Below are 20,873 nucleotides of genomic sequence, written 5' to 3' on the forward strand. Positions count from 1 at the left end.
GGACAGCAACCAACGCACACCGCTGCACAGAACCCCCCTCTTTCAGAAATCCCCGAATTCTGTCGCTGTTAATCTCATGGATTAACGCGAACCTCACAGAGGTTATCTTCCGTGCCGGTAACTGTCACTACGCCGAATGCAGCAACAAATGGTGAGCTGAACCACCGAAAGTACTGATCAGGACCGCGACCAGGCGGTGCGCAACCATTGCGCGGCGAGCACGATCGTCGTAATCACAGCGATGACCATCCCGATCCCGGGGCCGTCCCCCGCGACGCCGGTGGCGGGCGCGGACTGCTGTGACCAGATCGCCAGCAACCCGTCCACCGAGGCGAACCAGCCACCGACCGCGCACACCCACGCCAGCCACCACCGGCGGGTGATCAGGGCGAGTGCGGAAGCGAGAATGCCGAAGCCGGTCGAGGTGGTGGCGAACAGCCGGGGAATCCACCCGGCCTCGCCGGCCAGCACCTGCCAGCCAACGTGGTCACCGGCCCAGGGCAGCAACAGGCTGAGGATCAGCACGAAGGTGCCCACGGCGATGACGAACCCGCGCCTGCCGAACTCGACGGTGCGCGCGGCCCTGGTCACCACCCGGTCGACATCGGCGGCAAGGTCGTCGACCTCGGAGCCGCCGTCACCGGCGCCGCTTGCGTCCTCGCTCATCGCGAACATCCGTTCTCCGCCGGGGCCGGCTGCGTGGCAGGCCGGCCGAATGAGGGCAGCCCGAGGGTCACGCCGTTGGTCTTCGGCCGCGTGCCGGCCTCGGTGTTGTCCCCCGCCCTGGTACGGCGGTGGGTGAGCAGGTCGCCGTCGGCCACCAGGTGGTGCGGCGCGCCGTAGGTCACCATGGTCTCCACGATGTCCCCCGGCCGCACCGAGCGGTCCACGGCGGGGCCGGTCGGGGTGAAGTGCACCAGCCTGCCGTCCCTGGCCCGGCCGCTCATCCGGTCGGTCTCGGTGTCCTTACGGCCTTCCCCGCTCGCCACCAGCAGCTCCACCTTCCTGCCGACCAGCGCGCGGTTCTCCGCCAAGGCGATCTCGTCCTGCAGCTGGACCAGCCGGTCGTAGCGTTCCTGCACGACCTCCTTGGGCAGCTGCCCCGCCATCTCGGCCGCCGGGGTGCCCGGCCGCTTGGAGTACTGGAAGGTGAACGCGCTGGAGAACCTGGCCTGCCGGACCACGTCGAGGGTCTGCTGAAAGTCCTCTTCGGTCTCGCCGGGGAAACCGACGATGATGTCGGTGCTGATCGCCGCCTCCGGCATCGCCGCGCGCACCTTGTCCAGGATGGAGAGGAACCGCGCCGCACGGTAGGAGCGGCGCATCTGCTTCAGCACCCGGTCCGAGCCGGACTGCAACGGCATGTGCAGCTGGTGGCACACGTTCGGGGTCTCGGCCATCGCGTCGATCACGTCATCGGTGAAGGCGGCCGGATGCGGGGAGGTGAACCGCACCCGCTCCAGGCCGTCCACGCTGCCGCAGGAGCGCAGCAACTGGGAGAAGGCCTGCCGCTCGCCGAACTCCACCCCGTAGGAGTTGACGTTCTGCCCGAGCAGGGTCACCTCCAGCACGCCCTCGGCCACCAGTGCCTCGACCTCGGACAGGATCTCCCCGGGGCGGCGGTCGCGTTCCTTCCCGCGTAACGAGGGGACGATACAAAACGTGCACGTATTGTTACAACCGACCGAGATGGACACCCAGCCCGAGTAGGCCGAGTCCCGCCGGGCGGGCAGGGTGGAGGGGAAGGTCTCCAGCGACTCCAGGATCTCCACCTCGGCCTCGGCGTTGTGCCGGGCCCGCTCCAGCAGCACCGGCAGCGAGCCGATGTTGTGCGTGCCGAACACCACGTCCACCCACGGGGCGCGCTTGACGATCTCGCCGCGGTCCTTCTGGGCGAGGCAGCCGCCCACCGCGATCTGCATCCCGGGGTTGGCGCCCTTGACCTGCCGCAGGTTACCCAGGTTGCCGTACAGCTTGTTGTCCGCGTTCTCCCGGACGGCGCAGGTGTTGAACACGACGACATCGGGCGTGCCGCCGTCCGCGGGGACGTAGCCCGCGTCCTCGAGCTGGCCTGCCAGACGTTCGGAGTCGTGTACGTTCATCTGGCAGCCGAAGGTGCGGATCTGGTAGCTGCGGGTCACCCGATCTCCTGGTCAACTGCGATGCCGGTGGTGCATCCCCCAGGGTAAGCTGCCGCTCCCCCGTAGGCGTGACGCGGTCCTGGCTGGGCACCCGCCGCGACCTGCCCTGGCATAGTTGAACGGACGGTGACTACAGTCTCCCCACGGTTCGCCGGATCACCCGTTAGGCCGAGACGGCGACACCGGGGTTGCATTTCGACCCGACCCGTATGCCTCCGCGGCCTGCTCGGTGTTAGATGCCGATCATGCCTTCCGGGGCATCACCGACCAGTGCGCGCCGCCATGGAGGCCAGATGACCGCAGCGACGCCGCCGATGATCAAGGCGGCAGCCGTGAACAAGTTCTTCGGCGACCTGCACGTGCTCAAGGACATCGACATGGAGGTCCCGCGGGGGCAGGTCGTCGTGGTACTCGGCCCTTCGGGCTCCGGCAAGTCCACCCTCTGCCGGGCGATCAACCGGCTGGAGCCGATCAACTCCGGGCAGATCGAGGTGGACGGCCAGCCGCTGCCCGCGGAGGGCAAGGCGCTCGCCGCGCTGCGCGCGGACGTCGGGATGGTGTTCCAGCAGTTCAACCTGTTCGCGCACAAGACGATCCTCGAGAACGTCACGCTCGGGCCGGTCAAGGTGCGTAAGGTCTCCGGCGACGAAGCCCGCAAGACCGCGATGGAACTGCTGGAGCGGGTCGGCATCACCAACCAGGCTGAGAAGTACCCGGCCCAGTTGTCCGGCGGCCAGCAGCAGCGTGCGGCGATCGCCAGGGCGCTGGCCATGCGACCGAAGGTGATGCTGTTCGACGAACCGACCTCGGCACTGGACCCGGAGATGGTCCAGGAGGTCCTGGACACCATGACCGGCCTCGCCAAGGACGGGATGACCATGCTCGTGGTCACCCATGAGATGGGTTTCGCCCGGAAGGCCGCGCACCGGGTGGTGTTCATGTCCGATGGTGAGATCGTCGAGGACTCGACCCCGGACGAGTTCTTCACCGCGCCGAAATCGGACCGCGCGAAGGACTTTCTTGGCAAGATCCTGACTCACTAGTTCCGATCGCGGCGCCCTTCGCGGGCGCTGCTCCCACGAAGGAAACAGGAGAGGTGCACATGAGGATCCGCACCCTGGCGGCGGGGCTGATGGTCGGCGCCCTCGCGCTGACCGCGTGTGGCAAGGAGGGCAGCCCGGCCGACCCCGGCAACGGCAACGGCGAGGGGGACGGCGGCGGCACGCAGCTGCCCACCTACGAGGTCGCCCAGGACGTCACCGTCGAGGGTTCGCCCACCTTCGACAAGATCAAGGCCGCGGGCCAGCCGACCATCGGGGTCAAGCAGGACCAGCCCGGCCTCGGCGAGAAGGACGCGACGACCGGCGAGTACAACGGCTTCGACATCGAGATCGCCAAGCTGATCACCGCCAAGCTGGGCTTCGAGCCGGACAGCATCGAGTACAAGCCGGTCCCCTCGGCCGGGCGCGAGCAGGCGCTGATCAACGGCGACGTGCACTACTACGTCGGCACCTACACGATCAACGACAAGCGCAAGGAGCAGGTCAGCTTCGCCGGGCCGTACTTCGTCGCAGGCCAGGACCTGCTGGTGGCCAAGGACAACACCGACATCACCGGCCCGGACGCGCTGAGCGGTAAGAAGGTCTGCTCGGTGAGCGGCTCCACCCCGATCCAGCGGGTGCGTGAGGAAGGGATGGTCGAGCCCGGCGGCGAGATCGTCGAGCTGCAGACCTACTCACAGTGCGTGGAGCAGCTGGCCCAGGGCCGGGTGGACGCGGTCACCACCGACGACGCCATCCTCAAGGGCTACGCCGCGCAGGAGCCGGACACGTTCAGGGTCGTCGGCGAGACCTTCTCCGATGAGCCGTACGGCGTCGGCCTGCCGAAGGAGGACAAGGCGCTCCGGGACAAGGTGAACGACATCCTGGAGCAGGCGCTGGAGGACGGCACCTGGCAGCAGATCTACGACGCGACGCTGGGTAAGTCGGGGTCGACCGCCGAGAAGCCGACCATCGACAGGTACTGATCTCCACTCGGCCGGCGGTGACACCCGGGTGTCACCGCCGGCCGAGCCCGTTCCGACCGCACCGGTCGCCTGCGGCATGAGGGAATGCTGGTATCCACATGGACGTCCTGTTCGACAACCTTGACCTGTACGGTCCCGGGTTTCTCACCACGATCGAGCTCTTCGCGCTCGCCGCGGTCGGGTCGCTGATACTGGGCACGATCCTGGCGATGCTCAGGGTGAGCCCGGTGCCGGTGCTGCGGGCCGGGGGCACGACGTACGTGACCCTGTTCCGCAACACCCCGCTGACGCTGATCTTCTTTTTCTTCGCCTTCGCCTTCCCGCTGCTGAAGATCGTGCAGATCGACTTCTTCGTCTCGGCCGTGGTGGCGTTGACGCTCTACACCTCGGCGTTCGTGTGCGAGGTGGTGCGGTCGGGGATCAACACCGTGCCGGTAGGGCAGGCCGAGGCCGGGCGCGCGATCGGGTTGACCTTCGGCCAGATCCTGGCCAGCATCGTGCTACCGCAGGCCACCCGCTCGGTGGTTCCGCCGATGGTCAGTACCATGATCGCGCTGATCAAGAACACCACCATCGCCTCGGGCTTCTCCGTCGTCGAGGCCGGCGCGATCCAGTCCTACCTCTCCGAGCGGGGATACAGCGTGATGATCGGGCTGCTCTGGGTCGCGCTCGGGTTCGTCATCCTGGTTATTCCCATGACCCTGCTGCAACGCAGCCTCGAGAAGCGCTGGAGCGTGGCCCGATGAGTTCCGTCCTTTTCGACTCGCCCGGCCCCAAGGCACGGATACGGCACCGGATCTACGGCGCCGCAGGCTTACTCGCGTTCGCCGCACTCATCGGGTTCATCGTGCTGCGCTTCGCCGATGAGGGCCAGTTCGACGGCAAGTTGTGGAGCTGGCTGCAGTACGAGACCGTCCAGCTGGAACTGCTCAGCGCGCTCGGCAACACCTTGCGGGCGTTCGCCGCGGGCGCGGTGCTCGCCCTGGTGTTCGGCGCGATCTTCGCGGCCGGGCGACTGTCCGATCACGCGATCTTCCGCGTGCCCTCCACGGTCATCGTCGAGTTCTTCCGTGCCGTGCCCCTGGTGGTCATGATCTTCTTCTTCCACTTCGGGATCAGTCTTGGCGCGCCGTTCTACTCCGTGGTGCTCGGTCTCACGCTGTACAACGGATCGGTGCTGGCCGAGGTCTTCCGGGCCGGGGTGCTGTCCCTGCCGTCCGGACAGGGCGAGGCGGCGTACGCGATCGGCATGCGCAAGACCCAGGTGATGCAGACCGTGCTGCTGCCGCAGGCACTGCGGGCCATGCTGCCCGCGATCATCAGCCAGCTGGTGGTGCTGCTCAAGGACACCGCGCTCGGCTTCCTGATCACCTACGAGGAGCTGCTGCGTTACGCCCGTTTCCTGGGCGGGATCGCCGAGTTCGGCCGCCCGCTGGTGCCGATCACCATCGTGGTCGCGGCGATGTACATCGTCATGTGCCTCGCGCTGACCGGGCTGGCGAAGTACCTGGAGGGCCGCAACCGACGCAACAAGAAGGCCCCGATACCGGACAAGAAGCCGGACGACGTAGTCCTCGCCAACGAACCCATGAACTGACCACTGCTGCGAGTGGCCCGTTCCTTGCGGAACCCGGAAGGAACGGGCCGCTCGCAGCAGTCAGCCGCGCTTGAAGAGTTTGTTGCCGAGCCAGACGATCGGGTCGTAGCGCTTGTCCGCGGCGCGTTCCTTCATCGGGATCAGCGCGTTGTCGGTGATCTTGATGCCCTCAGGGCAGACCTCGGTACAGCATTTGGTGATGTTGCAGTAGCCGAGGCCGTGCTCGGTCACCGCCTCATCCCTGCGGTCGGCGACGTCCAGCGGGTGCATCTCCAGCTCGGCGATACGCATCAGGTAGCGCGGGCCAGCGAAGGCTTCCTTGTTCTCCTCGTGGTCGCGCACCACATGGCAGGTGTCCTGGCACAGGAAGCATTCGATGCACTTGCGGAACTCCTGCGAACGCTGCACGTCCCGCTGCTGCATCCGGTACTCACCGGGCTCGAGGTCCCTGGGCGGGGTGAACGAGGGGATCTCCCGTGCCTTGGTGTAGTTGTACGACACGTCGGTCACCAGGTCACGCACGATCGGGAAGGCACGCAGCGGGGTGACGGTGATGACCTCGTCCTCGGCGAAGGTGGACATCCGGGTCATGCACAGCAGTCGCGGCCGCCCGTTGATCTCCGCCGAGCACGAGCCGCATTTGCCTGCCTTGCAGTTCCAGCGCACCGCCAGGTCCGAGCACTGGGTGGCCTGTAGCCGGTGGATCACATCGAGCACGACCTCGCCCTCGTTGGCCTCCACCGTGAAGTCCTTCAGCTCGCCCGAGTCGGCGTCGCCCCGCCATACCCGGAACCGGGCCTCGTACCCCATACTCAGGCCTTCCTCTCCGGATGCCCAGTGAGTTCGGGCTCCGTGTAGTACTTCTCCAGTTCCGTCAGCTCGAACAGTTCGAGCAGATCCGGGCGCATCGGGTCCTGCTCCTTGCTGCGCACGTCGATGTCCGGAATGGTGTGGTCGCCGGTTTCGTCGGCCCGGCCGCAGGCCAGCAGCCGGTTGCGCCACTGCGCGTCCAGCTGCGGATGGTCGTCCCGAGTGTGGCCACCACGGCTTTCCGTGCGCATCAGCGCCGCCTTGGCGACGCATTCACTCACCAGCAGCATGTTGCGCAGGTCGATCGCCAGGTGCCAGCCGGGGTTGAACTGCCGGTGCCCCTCAACGGTCACCCTGGGCATGCGCTCCCTGATCTCGCTCAGCTTCGCCATGGCCTGCTCGATCTCGTCCGCCTTGCGGATGATGCCGACCAGCTCGTTCATGGTCTGTTGCAGTTCCGACTGCAGGGCGTAGGGGTTCTCCTCCTCGCCGTTCGCCGGCGGGTCGAACGGCGAGAGCGCCTGCCGCGCAGCAATATCCACATCGGACTGATCGATCTTCGGCCGCGAGCCAAGGGACTCCACATAGGACGAAGCGCCGAGCCCGGCACGCCTGCCGAACACCAGCAGGTCCGACAGCGAGTTGCCGCCGAGCCGGTTGGAGCCGTGCATCCCGCCGGAGCACTCACCCGCCGCGAACAGCCCGGGGACCTCCGCGGCCGCCGTGTCCGGGTCGACCTCGATTCCGCCCATCACGTAGTGACAGGTCGGCCCGACCTCCATCGGCTCGGCGGTGATGTCGACATCGGCGAGTTCCTTGAACTGGTGGTACATCGAGGGCAGACGCCGCTTGATCTCCTCGGCAGGCAGCCTGCTGGCGATGTCCAGGAACACACCGCCGTGCGGGGAACCCCGGCCCTCCTTGACCTCCGTGTTGATCGCCCTGGCGACCTCGTCCCTCGGCAGCAGGTCCGGGGTGCGCCGGTTGTTATCGGCGTCGGTGTACCAGCGGTCGGCCTCCTCCTCGCTGTCCGCGTACTGTCCTTTGAAGACATCCGGAACGTAGGAGAACATGAACCGGTCGCCCTGCGAGTTCTTCAGCACCCCGCCGTCGCCGCGCACGCCCTCGGTGACCAGGATTCCCTTGACGCTCGGCGGCCAGACCATCCCGGTGGGGTGGAACTGGACGAACTCCATGTTGATCAGCTTCGCGCCCGCCCGCAGCGCCAGCGCGTGCCCGTCACCGGTGTACTCCCAGGAGTTCGAGGTGACCTTGAACGACTTGCCGATCCCGCCGGTGGCCAGCACCACGGCCGGGGTCTCGAACAGGATGAACCGGCCGGACTCGCGCCAGTAGCCGAACACACCCGCGATCCGGCCGTCCTGCTTGAGCAGCTCGGTCACGGTGCACTCGTGGAAGACCTTCAGCTTGGCCTCGTAGTCGCCGTAGGCCTGATAGTCCTCCTGCTGCAGCGAGACGATCTTCTGCTGCATGGTGCGGATCAGCTCGAGCCCGGTGCGGTCCCCGACATGCGCCAGCCGCGGATAGGTGTGCCCGCCGAAGTTGCGCTGGCTGATCCGGCCGTCCTCGGTGCGGTCGAACAGCGCACCGTAGGTTTCCAGCTCCCAGACCCGTTCCGGCGCCTCCTTGGCGTGCAGCTCCGCCATCCGCCAGTTGTTCAGGAACTTCCCGCCACGCATGGTGTCCCGGAAGTGCACCTGCCAGTTGTCGCCGGAGTTCACATTGCCCATGGACGCCGCGCAGCCGCCCTCGGCCATCACGGTGTGTGCCTTGCCGAACAGGGACTTGCACACCACCGCCACGCTGAGTCCCCGCTGCCGCGCCTCGATCACCGCACGCAAGCCCGCGCCGCCGGCACCGATCACCACGACGTCGTAGCTGTGCCGTTCGACCTCGGTCATTGAGTTGCCACCTCAGAGGTTTATTTTCGCGAGTATCGCCTTAATTGATGAAACGCAGGTCCGTGATCGTCCCACTCGCCACCAGCCACACGTACAGGTCGGTGAGAACCAGCGTGCCGAGGGTGATCCAGGCGAACGCCATGTGCCGGGTGTTCAGCCGGGAAACCTGGGTCCAGATCCAGTACCGCACCGGGTTGCGGGAGAAGTGCTTCAGCCTGCCGCCGGTGACATGCCTGCAGGAATGGCAGGACAGGGTGTAGCACCACAGCAGCACGACATTGCCGAGCAGGATCACGTTGCCCAGCCCGATGCCGAACCCGTTCTCACCGCCGAAGGCGAGGACCGCGTCGTAGGTGTTGATCAGGGTGACGACCAGCGCGGCGTAGAAGAAGTACCGGTGCGCGTTCTGGATGATCAGCGGCAACCGGGTCTCGCCGGTGTACTTCTGGTGCGGCTCGGCCACCGCGCAGGCGGGCGGCGAGAGCCAGAAGGCCCGGTAGTAGGCCTTGCGGTAGTAGTAGCAGGTCAGCCGGAAGCCGAGCAGGAACGGCAGGGACAGGAAGGCGAGCGGGATGAACCCTGGCAGCTCGCCGAACCAGGTGCCGAAGTGGCTGGACCCGGCGACACAGGACTCGCTGAGGCACGGCGAGTAGAACGGGGTCAGGTAGTGGTGCTCGGCGACCCAGTAGTCCACGCGCATGAACGAGCGAACGGTCGCGTAAATGACGAAGACGGCGAGCCCGGTCGCCGTCAGCACCGGCGGCAGCCACCACCTGTCCTTGCGCAGGGTGCGCGCGCCGATGCGCGCACGGGACGGGGCACGGACACCGGTGTCCAGCTGGGTTGTCACGCTGTTGGCCGTCTCCTTCACCGCTGGTGACGTTGGTAGCCGCCGACGCCTTCGTCATCGGCACCCTGCCACAGCGAGGGATCATAGGGGGTATCCGGTACCACCACCACGTTCTCCCGGTCGGCCGCCTTGGACTGCGCAGGAACCGGGGGCGCGTCCCCCAGTTCACCTGCGTCGATGTCCAGCCGTTCCAGGTCGTTGGCCAGCCTGCGCACCGCGGGGGCCTCGCCGTAACGCGCGCGCAGCGCACCCACACACTGTCGCAACTGCCCGATCGTGCGCCGAAGCTCGGTGATTTCGGTGCTGGTCATCGTGCTACCTCCCGAGTCAGTTCGCGGCAGTGCCGGCTGCGAGTGGGAATCGAGCTGACGTGGTGGGCTCGGTCCCGTGCAATGCCGACTCTGCCTTGATCCGTGCAGTGTGACAAGTAGCACACCAGGCGTTTCGGCAGTGATCGGGGTCACGCCGGAGGTCTTCTGTATCGATTTTGATTCGAGCGCTTCCTGCGGTTACTGTGCTGGGTGTCACTGCCGAGCGACGCCAGCGCCGCCGTCCGCCGGGCCCACCACAAGCCACACCCCGGGAGATCGACGCATGTGCGCTGCCCGACCCGCCCTCCATCCCGTCATCGCTGAGGTCACCGAACGCATCGCCGCCCGCAGCCTGCGCACCCGGACCGCGTACCTGGACCGCATCGCGGCCGCGAGCGCGGAAGGACCCGTGCGGGCAGGGATGGCCTGCAGCAATCTCGCGCACGGCTTCGCCGCCTGCGCCGGAGAGGACCGGCTGGCCGTGCGGGGCCGCCGCAAACCGGGCATCGCAATCGTGTCCGCCTACAACGACCTGCTCTCGGCCCATCAACCGCTGGCCGAGTTCCCGGAATGGATCAAGGAAGCCACCCGGGACGCGGGCGGGGTCGCCCAGTTCGCGGGTGGGGTGCCCGCCATGTGCGACGGCATCACCCAGGGCCGCTCCGGCATGGAGCTGTCCCTGTTCAGCCGGGAAGTGATCGCGATGGCCACCGGGGTCGCGCTGTCCCACGAGATGTTCGACGGCGCCCTGCTGCTCGGGGTGTGCGACAAGATCGTGCCCGGCCTGCTGATCGGTGCGCTGTCCTTCGGCCACCTGCCCGCGATCCTGGTCCCCGCGGGGCCGATGGCATCCGGCCTGCCGAACAAGGAGAAGGCGCGGATCCGGCAACGCTACGCCGAGGGCCTTGCCAGCAGGGAAGAACTGCTGGACGCGGAATCGGCCTCGTACCACTCCCCCGGCACCTGCACCTTCTACGGCACCGCGAACTCCAACCAGCTCGTGGTGGAGGTGATGGGGCTGCACCTGCCGGGTGCCAGCTTCGTGCATCCCGGCACACCGCTGCGCCGGGCACTGACCGAGGAGGCGGGCAGGCGGATCGTGCGGCTGGCGGACACCGAGCGCACCCCCCTCGGCGAGGTGGTCGACGAGCGGTCGGTGGTGAACGGGGTGGTCTCCCTGCTGGCCACCGGCGGGTCCACCAATCACACCCTGCACCTGGTCGCGATCGCCGCGGCCGCGGGAATCCAGCTCACCTGGGACGACTTCGCCGAGCTGTCCGCGGTGGTGCCGCTGCTGGCCAACATCTACCCGAACGGCAGCGCGGACATCAATCACTTCCACGCCGCGGGTGGGGTGCAGTTCCTGGTCGGCACGCTGCTGGACGCCGGGCTGCTGCACGAGGACGTGCGCACCGTCGCGGGCGACGGGCTGCACCGCTACCGGCAGGAGCCGGTGCTGGCCGAGGACGGTACGCCGACCTGGCGTGAGGTACCGACCCGCAGCCTGGACCTTTCGGTGCTGCGGCCGGTGCACGAGCCGTTCTCCCCGGACGGCGGGCTGCGCATGGTGTCCGGCAACCTCGGCCGCGCGGTGATCAAGGTGTCGGCGGTGGCAAGGGAGAACCGCAGGGTGTGCGCCCCGGCCAGGGTGTTCACCACGCAGGCCGGCTTCGACGCCGCATTCCGGGCCGGTGAGCTGGACGGGGACGTCGTGGTGGTGGTCCGCGGCCAGGGCCCGCGGGCCAACGGGATGCCGGAGCTGCACGGGCTCACCCCGGCACTCGGCGTGCTGATGGACCGGGGCCACCAGGTGGCGCTGGTGACCGATGGCCGGATGTCCGGGGCCTCCGGCAAGATCCCGGCCGCCATCCAGGTCACCCCGGAGGCGGCCGCGGGCGGCCCACTGGCTCGGCTGGCCGACGGTGACCTGGTTAGCCTGGACGCCGAGACCGGTGAGCTGGAGGTGCTGGTCGACGCGGCCGCGTTCGCGGCACGGCGGCCCGCCGATGCGGCGCCGGACGACACCGAATGGACCGGAACGGGGCGGGAACTGTTCGCGGCACTGCGCCGTTCGGTCGGTCCCGCCGACCACGGCGCCAGCGTGTTCGGCGGGCCGGACTCCGCCCACTTCGGCACACCAGCGACGATTCCTTCGGAGGTACACCGGTGACGACGACCCCGACCGGCCTGCTCGAGCTCTCCCCCGTATTGCCCGTGGTGGTACTCGAGGACGCCGGGCACGCGGTGCCGGTGGCCGAGGCGCTGCTGGCGGGCGGCATCCGCGCGATCGAGCTGACCCTGCGCACCCCGGCCGCACCCGCGGCGATCGAGCGGGTCGCGAAGGAGGTGCCCGGCATCGTGGTGGGCGCAGGCACGGTCACCAGCGAGCGGGAGGCCCGGCTGGCTGCCGAGTCCGGCGCCGGGTTCCTGGTCACTCCCGGCAGCACCGACGCGCTGCTGGATGCCGTCGGCGGCACCGGACTGCCGTTCCTGCCCGGCGTAGCCACGGTCTCCGAGGCGATGCGGCTGGCCGAGCGCGGGCTGACCGAGCTCAAGTTCTTCCCAGCGGAAGCCAGCGGCGGGGCGGGGTTCCTGCGGTCGATCGCGGGTCCGCTGCCGGATCTGCGGTTCTGCCCCACCGGCGGGGTCACCGCGGACAACGCGGCGGACTACCTCGCGCTGCCCAACGTGGGCTGTGTCGGCGGCACCTGGCTGACCCCGAAGGCGGCGCTGACCGCGGGCGACTTCGCTCGGGTCGAGACGCTGGCAAGGGACGCACTGCGGAGTGCGGCCGCGGCGCGGTAATCTGCCCGCGTCACCAGGCACCCGGCACGAGGAGCATTCGTGGTGGCGTGGGACTGGCTGGCCGATGCCGATTACTGGACCTCGCGTCTGGTGTTCCAGCGCCTGCTCGCCGCGCTCTATCTGGTCGCGTTCCTGAGCGCCGCGAACCAGTTCCGGGCGCTGATCGGCGAACACGGGATCACGCCGATCCCGCGGTTTCTCCGGTCGGTACCGTTCCGCCGCGCGCCGAGCGTGTTCCACCTGTACTACTCGGACCGGTTCTTCGCGCTCCTCGCCTGGCTGGGCGTGCTGATCTCCGGCGCGCTGCTGCTCGGGCTCGCCGACGCGGCCCCGGTCTGGCTGTGCCTGCTGCTGTGGGCACTGCCGTGGGCGCTGTACCTTTCGATCGTCAACGTCGGGCAGGTCTGGTACGGCTACGGCTGGGAGTCACTGCTGGCCGAGACGGGTTTCCTGGCCATCTTTCTCGGCCCGGCGGATATCGCGCCGCCGGTGCTCATGCTGTGGTTGCTGCGCTGGCTGCTGTTCCGGGTGGAGCTCGGCGCCGGGCTGATCAAGATGCGCGGCGACCCGTGCTGGCGCGACCTGACCTGTCTGTACTACCACCACGAGACCCAGCCGATGCCGGGGCCGCTGAGCTGGTACTTCCACCATCTGCCGAGGCCTCTGCACAGGGTCGAGGTGCTGGCCAGCCATTTCGCCCAGCTGGTGGTGCCGTTCGCGCTGTTCGCGCCGCAGCCGGTGGCGGCGGTGGCGGCCGGTTTCGTGGTCGTCACCCAGGCCTGGCTGCTGCTCAGCGGGAACTTCGCCTGGCTCAACGCGCTCACCATCGTGCTTGCTTTGTCCGTTGTGGACGGTTCACTGTTCGCGCCGCTGTTGCCGGAGCCACCGGCGAATCTCACCGATCCTCCGCTGTGGCATCTCGTGCTCGTGTTCGTCGTGGTGGCGCTGGTGACGGTGCTCAGCTACCAGCCGGTGCGCAACATGCTCAGCAAGCGGCAGCTGATGAACTACAGCTTCACCAGCCTGCGCCTGGTGAACACCTACGGCGCGTTCGGCTCGATCGGAAGGACACGGCATGAGGTGATCATCGAGGGCACCGGCGACACCGAGCTCACCGAGGACACGGTGTGGCGGGAGTACGAGTTCAAGGGCAAGCCCGGAGATCCCCACCGGCGTCCCCGCCAGGTCGCGCCCTACCACCTGCGGCTGGACTGGCAGCTCTGGTTCGCCGCGCTGTCCGCCCAGCAGGCCCGGGGCTGGCTGCCCGGCCTGGCGGCGAAGCTGCTGGAGGGCGACCGGGACACGCTGAAGCTGGTTGCCCGCGACCCGTTCCCGGGCTCCGCGCCCCGGTTCCTGCGCGCGACGCTGTACCGCTACCGCTTCACCACCTGGCGGGAGCGCCGGGAGACCGGGGCCTGGTGGGTCCGCGAGCCGGTGTCCCCGGTCCTGCATACCTGCCGGCTCACCGAGGACGGCGATGTGGTGCCGTCCGGTAGCCAAGAAACATGAAAGATGTTCTAATTTTCCCGCTGGGTCGATGTCGACGCCGGGAGGTGGCCATGCGGCGGCTGGGTGGACTGCTCGCGGTACTCATGGTGCTCACCGGGTCGGTAGCGGCCCCGCCTCCGGTGACGGCCGCACCGCAACCGGGCACCAGCCGGTTGTCGGTGCAGGGCCGCTGGCTGGTGGACGAGCAGGACCGGAAGGTGCTCCTGCACGGCGTGAACAACGTGGACAAGCAGGCGCCGTACGTCGAGCCGGGTGACGGCTTCACGGTGACCGCCACCGACGCCGCGCTGCTGGCCGGGCACGGGTTCAACACCGTGCGCCTCGGGGTCTCCTTCGACGGGCTGATGCCCCGGCGCGGCGAGATCGATCATGCCTATCTGGACCGGATCGCGCGCACCGTGCGGACATTGGCGGAAGCCGGGATCTGGGTGCTGCTGGACAACCACCAGGACGGGCTCAGCAAGGTCTGGGGAGGAAACGGGTTCCCGCCGTGGGCGCTGCGGTCCCGGCCGCACTGGTGGGAACCGAAGCTGGAGTTCCCGCTGTACTACCTGTTGCCCAGCATGAACGCGGGCTGGGACGAGGTGTGGAACGACAGCCATGGTGTGCTCGGCTATCTCGGTGACGCGCTGGCCGCGCTCGCCGAGCGGGTTGCCGGCGACCCGGCGGTGCTCGGCATCGAGCTGCTGAACGAACCCTGGCCCGGTTCCGCGGCACTGAGCTGTTTTCCCGCCGGTTGCCCGGGTTTCGACAGGAAGTACCAGGCCGCGCACGAGCGGCTGACCGCGCGGATTCGTACGGTCGCCCCGGAGTTGCCGGTGTTCTGGGAGCCCAACGTGACCTGGAACCAGATGATGCCAACGCATCTGGCCCAGCCGCCGCTGACCCCGCCGCTGGCCGATGACCGGGTGGCATTCTCCTTCCACGACTACTGCATCCCCAGCCAGGCGGCCATCTATCTCGGCTTGCCCGAGCAGCTGCGCGCGCTGTGCCCGGCGCAGCAGGAGATCACCTGGGCGAACGCCGACGCCTTTCTCGGCCGTACCGGGATTCCCGCCCTGTTGACCGAGTTCGGGGACGGCGACCCGGAGGTGCTCGGTGCCACCCTCGAGCATGCCGACGCCCGGTTCGTCGGCTGGCAGTACTGGCACTACCAGAGTGTTTCCGGCTCGGAGCCGGGAACCGACCCGTTCACCGGTGAACTCGGTAAGGAACTCGTGCGAACCTACCCACGGGCCACCGCGGGAACCCCGAGCGAGCTGAGTTTCGATCCGGCGAACGGGAACTTCCGCTACACCTACCAGGCCGACGGCGGGCAGGCGCCAACCGAGATCTACGTGTCCGACCTGCACTATCCGCACGGGTACGAGGTGTCGGTGACCGGCGGGACCGTCATCTCCGAGCCCGGGGCCCCGCTCGTCCTGGTGCGGGCCGAGCAGACCGGGTCGGTCACCGTCTCCATCCGGGGCGGCTAGCTCGGGTCAGGAAGGCGCGGCTGAAGCCGTCTGGCTGCGCGCGGCCGGGGCATCGCGGTCGCCGGGGTCGCGATCACGGCGGCCCGTTATCGTGGGCCTGTGCAGCTCGGCCTGTCGCAGTTGATCGACCCTCGGCTGATTCCGCTGGTCGACTCGACCCGCGAGTTCTATGAGAAGCGCGGCGTGGGCCGGGGCCCGAGCGGCTGGAGCGAGCTGAAGTCGATCCGCGACGCGGTGAAACCTCCGGCTCCATCGAGCCCTCCCGCGGTCGTCGAAGTGGCCGGCCACGGCGACCGCACGGTCCCGGTGCGGATTCACGTCCCGACGTCGACCGCCGTCAAGGGTGTGTTCCTGGACATCCATGGCGGTGGGTTCTACCTGGGATCTGCGGCGGGAAACGATGTCCGCAACCGTGAACTGGCGGACACGCTCGGCATCGTGGTCGTCAGCGTCGACTACCGGTTGGCGCCCGAGCATCCGTGGCCGGCGGCGCCCGACGACTGCGAGACCGCAGCATTATGGCTCGCGGAGCACGCGGCCGACCGGTTCGGCATACGTCGCCTCGCCATCGGTGGCTTCTCCGCGGGCGCCACCCTCGCGATGACCACTCTCGTTCGCCTCCGCGATCGCGGCATTGCCGCATTCAGTGCCGCCGCGCTGCAGTTCGGCACCTACGACCTCAGCGGGCAGACGCCCAGCGGACGTCTGATCGCCGACGAGTACTTCATCGAGGCCTACGCAGGTCTGGCGCCCGACCGCACCCACCCGGACATCTCTCCGATCTACGCCGACCCGGCGAACCTGCCACCGGTGCTGATCATGGTCGGAGAAGAGGACATCCTGTTGCGCGACAACGTCGCCATGGCCGCGCTGCTTTCCGTCGGCGGCGTCGATGTCGACCTGCGGGTCTATCCCGCCGCACCGCATGGCTTCACCGGGCACGCTACGCCCATGGCCAGTGCAGCACTCGACGACCTGCACACCTGGCTCGACAGCCAACTCGGCTGGTGAACGACGGCACGGTCCACGCGAAGCGCGCGCCGTGATCATCAGTCGGGCAGCGCGTTGTCCAGCATGGTGGCCTCGGCCCCGGCGTTGCGCAGCTCCTCACGCACCACCGCATAGGACAGGCCCTGCGGGTAGCCCTTGCGGGCGAGCGCGCCGAGCAGCCGCCGGATCGCGGTCTGCTCGTCGACGTTGCCCAGCACCCGTAGCCGCTTGCGCACCAGCTCGCGGGCCCGTTCCTCCTCGGAGTCCCGGTCCACCTCGCTCGCGGCCTGCACCGCGATCTCGTCCTCCACCCCCTTGCGTTTCAGCTCGGCGACGAGCGCGCTTCTCGCCAGGCCCTGGTTGGCATGGCGAGAGCGCACCCACGATTCCGCGAACGCGGCATCGTCGACCAGGCCGGATGAGTCCAGTTTGCCCAGCAGGGTCTCCCTGGTCTCCTCGTCGAATCCCTTGCGCCGCAGGGCATGCCGAAGCTCGTCCTTGGTCCGCGACCGGATGGCGAGCAGGTCGAAACAGACCTCTTTGGCCTTGCGCCAGGCATCCTCGGGCGACAACTCGGCTGGATCAACCTTCGCCATACCCGCCCCTCGATGCTTGTCCGGAAACGCGCGACACGATCGGCCGCACGCGCTAGAAGTCGACCGGAGCCGGCTCCTGCGCCGGTGCTTCCTCGGCGTCCACCTTGGCACCGATGCCGAGCTTCTCCTTGATCCGCTTCTCGATCTCGTTGGCGATATCGGGGTTGTCACGCAGGAACCGCCGCGCGTTCTCCTTACCCTGGCCGAGCTGGTCGCCCTCGTAGGTGTACCAGGCCCCGGACTTGCGCAGGATGCCCTGATCCACCCCCATGTCGATGAGGGAGCCCTCCCTGGAGACGCCGACGCCGTAGAGGATGTCGAACTCGGCCTGTTTGAACGGCGGCGCGACCTTGTTCTTCACCACCTTCACCCTGGTGCGGTTGCCGACCGGCTCGCCGCCGTCCTTCAACGTCTCGATCCGCCGTACGTCCAGCCGGACCGAGGCGTAGAACTTCAGCGCCTTACCACCGGTGGTGGTCTCCGGGGAGCCGAACATGACGCCGACCTTCTCCCGCAGCTGGTTGATGAAAACCGCGGTGGTGCCGGAGTTGTGCAGCGCGCCGGTGAGCTTGCGCAGCGCCTGGCTCATCAGGCGGGCCTGCAGGCCGACGTGCGAGTCACCCATCTCGCCCTCGATCTCCGCGCGCGGGACCAGCGCGGCCACCGAGTCGATCACCAGGATGTCCAGCGCGCCGGAGCGGATCAGCATGTCCGCGATCTCCAGTGCCTGCTCCCCGGTGTCCGGCTGGGACACCAGCAGCGCGTCGGTGTCCACCCCGAGCACCTTGGCGTATTCCGGGTCCAGCGCGTGCTCGGCGTCCACGAAGGCCGCGATACCGCCGTTGCGCTGCGCGTTGGCGACCGCGTGCAGGGCCACCGTGGTCTTACCCGAGGACTCGGGCCCGTACACCTCCACGACCCGGCCGCGGGGCAGGCCCCCGATGCCGAGCGCCACATCCAATGCGATGGCGCCGGTGGGAATCACCTCGATCGGTGCCCTTCCCTCGTCGCCGAGACGCATCACCGAGCCCTTGCCGTACTGCTTGTCGATCTGCGCAAGGGCCAGCTCGAGCGCCTTTTCCCGGTCCGGTGCTGCTGGCATGAGAATCCACCTCGCTGGTAGGAGCCTGTTGTCGGAATCTGGAGCTTGTCTGCGGTTGTGTGCCGTCGGGTCCGACGCTACGGGTCGGGACCGACAATTCCAGGGCCCGATGGCGATCTGTGGATCAGCTGACCCTGATGTGGACAACACCATAGCCGAACGTCTGTTCGAGGCTGGTAGCGACACGCCCCTGGGGCGGAATTTCCGGTGTCGATGCTGGTCAGCACGCTTGGGTCCGATTGGGACACGCGGCGGGTCACCGCCGTTCGGCTGGCACCTCGAACGCGGCGCAGACCTCCTGCCAGACTTCCTTGGCCGGGGTCCCCGCGGCGAGGGCCTGTTCGACGGTCCGGCCACCGAGCCCGCTGAGCACATGGTCCCTGGCCAGCATCTCCGCACGGACGGCGCCGAACTCCTCCGCCATCAGCCGCCGGAACACCGTGATACGCATCCGTTCCAGCCTAGGCGTTGCTTCAGAAGGTGGTTGCCTGAGGTGATGCGTGGGCGCGCGGTGTGGCCGCGGGCCTCGCGAACCCGGCTGCGGGCCGCCCGTCCGCCAGTGCACCGGGCCATGACCCAGTCACGGTCCGTAGACGGGGTTCGGCGACCGCGCCCCTTACCAACACAGCCTGGCCCCGGGCCCGCGTCGTACCGTGGAGGGATGTTCCTGACACAGGCGACGATGCCGTCCTGGGCTCCGACCGCGCTCACCCTCGCCTCCATCGCGGTGGTGACCGCCGCGCTGGTGGTCGTGGTGGTGGCCTGGCGCAACCGGAACAAGTAGGAGACAGGACCGACGGGCCGGCCGTCACTCGCCGGGCTGGATGGTCCGTTCGAAGTAGTCGGCAAGCGAGGACCGGTTGTCCGCCGGTTCCGCGCCCGCGGTGTTGACCTCGTAGATGAAGCCCACCACCGGGCGGTCGGGCACGTTGAACACCAGCACGGCGGAGTCCCTGCCTGCCGTCGCGGTGTAGCGGCCGTCCAGCGCGTTGCCCTTCCAGCGCGCCTCGACCCGGTCCCCGCCGCCGGTGCGGTTCAGCAGCCCGTCGGTGTACTCCCGCAGCGCCTCGGCTGAGCTGCCGTGCAGGTAGGTCACCTGCGCCCCGGCCCTTCCCGGTGCGGGACAGGTGACCGAGACGCCGAGCTCATCGGGGTTGGCCGCGGCGGCAGGCCCGGTACCCATCCCCGGATTGCACCCGCCCTGCTCCGCGATCGTGCCCGCCAGCTGCCGCAGGCAGCCGGTGAAGCCCTTGTCGTCGGTCTGCCCCGGCTGCTGGCATTCCGCCGCGCTGTAGGTGGCCACCGAGGGCCTGTTCAGCAGGAAGAACGCCGCGCCGCCCAGCAGGACCACCAGCACGGCCGCCGCGATCCCGAGCAGCAGCTTCCGCCTGCCGCCTGCGGCCTTGGCGGGTTGCGTCGAAGCCGCGGGGTAGGTCGGGAAGTTGGCCTGCGCGGCCTGCTGGGGCGCGTTCAGGGCTGGCTGCGGGCCGCTGCCGGGATGGAACGGCTGCTGGTGCTGGCCAGGCGGGACCGCCTGGGGCGCCTGGGGCGGTTGTGGCTGCGGGTGCGGGCGCGGTGCGGAACGGCCCTGCTGGTATGGCGCACCGGTCGCGGCCATCGGCCCGTCCACGTTCTGCGTGCGCATGCTCAGGCCGTCCGCCGACACATGGTGTGCCCCGAGCGCGACCGCGGCCTCCGGCTGGTCGAGGCTGCCCGGCACGACCCCGAGCTTCTCCGCGATCATGGTGCCGACCAGCGGAAGCCTGCTGGACCCTCCGACCAGGTAGATACCCGCCAGGTGCTCAGCGGAGAGTCCCGCCGAGTGCACGGTCCGGCCCAGCAGCTCGACGCTGCGCAGCATGGCGGGACGGACCAGCGCCTCCAGCTCCGCCCTGGTGACCAGCACGTCGGTGAACGGCTCCGGCATCGGCACCTCGGTCTGCGGGTGCCGGGACAGCGCCTCCTTGGCGGCCTTCACGTCCTCCTGCAGCGCACGCCGGGTGCGCCGGTCGCCGGTGGACTCCGGGCGCAACAGCCGCTGCCAGCGCTGCGGGTCGGCGTGCGAGACCTCGCGGCCGACGTGCACCAGTAGCGCCTGGTCCACATCCAGGCCACCGAGATCGGGCAGGCCGTCCTCGGCCAGCACCGTGAAGCCGTTCTGGGTGGCCCCGACCACCGCGACGTCGAAGGTGCCCGCGCCAAGGTCGTACACCGCCAGCGCCTGACCGGGAACCAGTGCCTTACCAGGGAAGGAAGCGAAGTGCGCCGCGGCCGCGACCGGCTCCGGCACCAGGGAGACGCCCTTGTTCATCCCGGCCAGCCGGGCCGCGGACAGCAGCACGTTGCGGCGCACCGGTCCCCACTGCGCGGGGTGGGTCAGCCGCACCTCGTCCGGCTGCTCGCCGCCGAGCTGCCGGGACGTCTCCTCGAGCACCCTGCGCAGCACCGCGGCCAGCGCCTCGTTCACCGGGACCACGTCCTCGCCGAGCAGCAGCGTCTGCTCGTCCACCCGGCGTTTGGGGTTGGGCTCGAACCGGGTCGGGTCCAGCCTGGCCCGCCGCTCGGCGTCCCGGCCGACCATGAGCGTGCCGTCCTCGCCCGCGAACACCGCCGAGGGCATGGTCGCCGAGCCGTCCACTTCGATCACCCACGGCGCACGGCCGTGCGCGGACAGCACGGCCACCGTGTTGGATGTCCCGAGATCCACCGAAAGGACCCGCACGGCTCTCCCTTGCACTC

General features: G+C 68.7%; 20 protein-coding genes. 10 read left to right on the plus strand and 10 right to left on the minus strand.

The genetic code is table 11. The annotated features are described in order from the left end of the window. Positions 1-177: 177 nt before the first annotated feature. Both KOI47_RS24840 and miaB read right to left on the minus strand, forming a co-directional pair. Positions 178-666: an Rv2732c family membrane protein gene (locus KOI47_RS24840; RefSeq protein ID WP_216208101.1), complete on the minus strand. Its 489-nt coding sequence runs from the start codon at positions 664-666 to the stop codon at positions 178-180. Continuing rightward, positions 663-2,141, minus strand: a complete 1,479-nt coding sequence (gene miaB / locus KOI47_RS24845; RefSeq protein WP_216208105.1) for a tRNA (N6-isopentenyl adenosine(37)-C2)-methylthiotransferase MiaB — start codon at positions 2,139-2,141, stop codon at positions 663-665. Before miaB ends, KOI47_RS24840 begins: the two co-directional genes overlap by 4 nt. 314 nt (positions 2,142-2,455) lie before the next feature. Here miaB and KOI47_RS24850 point away from each other — a divergent pair, with 314 nt between their 5' ends. From KOI47_RS24850 to KOI47_RS24865, 4 genes are all read left to right on the plus strand, one after another. Next, positions 2,456-3,184, plus strand: coding sequence for an amino acid ABC transporter ATP-binding protein (locus tag KOI47_RS24850; RefSeq protein WP_216217529.1), 729 nt, complete (start codon positions 2,456-2,458; stop codon positions 3,182-3,184). 59 nt (positions 3,185-3,243) lie between these two features. Further along, complete coding sequence (locus KOI47_RS24855; protein WP_216208107.1) at positions 3,244-4,167, plus strand: glutamate ABC transporter substrate-binding protein; 924 nt, start codon at positions 3,244-3,246, stop codon at positions 4,165-4,167. A 98-nt stretch (positions 4,168-4,265) separates the two neighbouring features. Continuing rightward, the gene (locus tag KOI47_RS24860; RefSeq protein WP_216208110.1) at positions 4,266-4,913 is read left to right on the plus strand and encodes an amino acid ABC transporter permease; all 648 of its coding nucleotides are present in this window, start codon (positions 4,266-4,268) and stop codon (positions 4,911-4,913) included. Beyond that, positions 4,910-5,764, plus strand: a complete 855-nt coding sequence (locus tag KOI47_RS24865; protein ID WP_216208113.1) for an amino acid ABC transporter permease — start codon at positions 4,910-4,912, stop codon at positions 5,762-5,764. Before KOI47_RS24860 ends, KOI47_RS24865 begins: the two co-directional genes overlap by 4 nt. Before the next feature lie 60 nt (positions 5,765-5,824). Here KOI47_RS24865 and KOI47_RS24870 read toward each other — a convergent pair whose 3' ends face one another. The 4 genes from KOI47_RS24870 to KOI47_RS24885 are packed head-to-tail and all read right to left on the minus strand — an operon-like array spanning position 5,825 to position 9,657. Then, positions 5,825-6,574 carry a succinate dehydrogenase/fumarate reductase iron-sulfur subunit gene (locus KOI47_RS24870; RefSeq protein WP_216208117.1) on the minus strand — a complete coding sequence of 250 codons (750 nt, stop codon included), beginning with the start codon at positions 6,572-6,574 and terminating at the stop codon, positions 5,825-5,827. A 2-nt stretch (positions 6,575-6,576) separates the two neighbouring features. Beyond that, the gene (locus tag KOI47_RS24875) at positions 6,577-8,496 is read right to left on the minus strand and encodes a fumarate reductase/succinate dehydrogenase flavoprotein subunit (RefSeq protein ID WP_216208120.1); all 1,920 of its coding nucleotides are present in this window, start codon (positions 8,494-8,496) and stop codon (positions 6,577-6,579) included. Between the two features lie 40 nt (positions 8,497-8,536). Further along, complete coding sequence (locus KOI47_RS24880) at positions 8,537-9,346, minus strand: hypothetical protein (RefSeq protein ID WP_232376231.1); 810 nt, start codon at positions 9,344-9,346, stop codon at positions 8,537-8,539. A 17-nt stretch (positions 9,347-9,363) separates the two neighbouring features. Beyond that, positions 9,364-9,657, minus strand: a complete 294-nt coding sequence (locus tag KOI47_RS24885; protein WP_216208127.1) for a hypothetical protein — start codon at positions 9,655-9,657, stop codon at positions 9,364-9,366. A 283-nt stretch (positions 9,658-9,940) separates the two neighbouring features. On the opposite strand from KOI47_RS24885, the gene edd reads away from it, so the two are divergent. The 5 genes from edd (at position 9,941) to KOI47_RS24910 (ending at position 16,457) form a co-directional block, all read left to right on the plus strand. Further along, the gene (gene edd, locus KOI47_RS24890) at positions 9,941-11,827 is read left to right on the plus strand and encodes a phosphogluconate dehydratase (protein ID WP_216208131.1); all 1,887 of its coding nucleotides are present in this window, start codon (positions 9,941-9,943) and stop codon (positions 11,825-11,827) included. Further along, positions 11,824-12,462, plus strand: coding sequence for a bifunctional 4-hydroxy-2-oxoglutarate aldolase/2-dehydro-3-deoxy-phosphogluconate aldolase (eda, locus tag KOI47_RS24895; RefSeq protein WP_216217768.1), 639 nt, complete (start codon positions 11,824-11,826; stop codon positions 12,460-12,462). Before edd ends, eda begins: the two co-directional genes overlap by 4 nt. A gap of 42 nt (positions 12,463-12,504) precedes the next feature. Continuing rightward, positions 12,505-13,971, plus strand: coding sequence for a lipase maturation factor family protein (locus KOI47_RS24900; protein WP_216217530.1), 1,467 nt, complete (start codon positions 12,505-12,507; stop codon positions 13,969-13,971). Positions 13,972-14,021: 50 nt separating this feature from the next. Then, positions 14,022-15,446, plus strand: a complete 1,425-nt coding sequence (locus KOI47_RS24905) for an endoglycoceramidase I (protein ID WP_232376232.1) — start codon at positions 14,022-14,024, stop codon at positions 15,444-15,446. A gap of 99 nt (positions 15,447-15,545) precedes the next feature. Continuing rightward, the gene (locus tag KOI47_RS24910; RefSeq protein ID WP_232376233.1) at positions 15,546-16,457 is read left to right on the plus strand and encodes an alpha/beta hydrolase; all 912 of its coding nucleotides are present in this window, start codon (positions 15,546-15,548) and stop codon (positions 16,455-16,457) included. A 38-nt stretch (positions 16,458-16,495) separates the two neighbouring features. Here the strand turns inward: KOI47_RS24910 and KOI47_RS24915 are convergent, their stop codons facing one another. The 3 genes from KOI47_RS24915 to KOI47_RS24925 form a co-directional block, all read right to left on the minus strand. Continuing rightward, positions 16,496-17,032, minus strand: a complete 537-nt coding sequence (locus tag KOI47_RS24915; protein WP_216208133.1) for a regulatory protein RecX — start codon at positions 17,030-17,032, stop codon at positions 16,496-16,498. A 52-nt stretch (positions 17,033-17,084) separates the two neighbouring features. Next, positions 17,085-18,134: a recombinase RecA gene (recA, locus tag KOI47_RS24920; protein WP_216208136.1), complete on the minus strand. Its 1,050-nt coding sequence runs from the start codon at positions 18,132-18,134 to the stop codon at positions 17,085-17,087. 256 nt (positions 18,135-18,390) lie between these two features. Continuing rightward, positions 18,391-18,585, minus strand: coding sequence for a DUF3046 domain-containing protein (locus KOI47_RS24925; RefSeq protein ID WP_216208139.1), 195 nt, complete (start codon positions 18,583-18,585; stop codon positions 18,391-18,393). A gap of 210 nt (positions 18,586-18,795) precedes the next feature. Between KOI47_RS24925 and KOI47_RS36180 the strand changes: the two genes are divergently transcribed. After that, positions 18,796-18,918 carry a hypothetical protein gene (locus KOI47_RS36180; protein WP_269756655.1) on the plus strand — a complete coding sequence of 41 codons (123 nt, stop codon included), beginning with the start codon at positions 18,796-18,798 and terminating at the stop codon, positions 18,916-18,918. A gap of 24 nt (positions 18,919-18,942) precedes the next feature. Here KOI47_RS36180 and KOI47_RS24930 read toward each other — a convergent pair whose 3' ends face one another. Continuing rightward, complete coding sequence (locus tag KOI47_RS24930; protein WP_216208141.1) at positions 18,943-20,856, minus strand: Hsp70 family protein; 1,914 nt, start codon at positions 20,854-20,856, stop codon at positions 18,943-18,945. Between the last annotated feature and the right edge of the window lie 17 nt (positions 20,857-20,873).

The sequence above is a fragment of the Amycolatopsis aidingensis genome (genome assembly GCF_018885265.1).
GTDB classification, from domain to species: Bacteria; Actinomycetota; Actinomycetes; order Mycobacteriales; family Pseudonocardiaceae; genus Amycolatopsis; species Amycolatopsis aidingensis.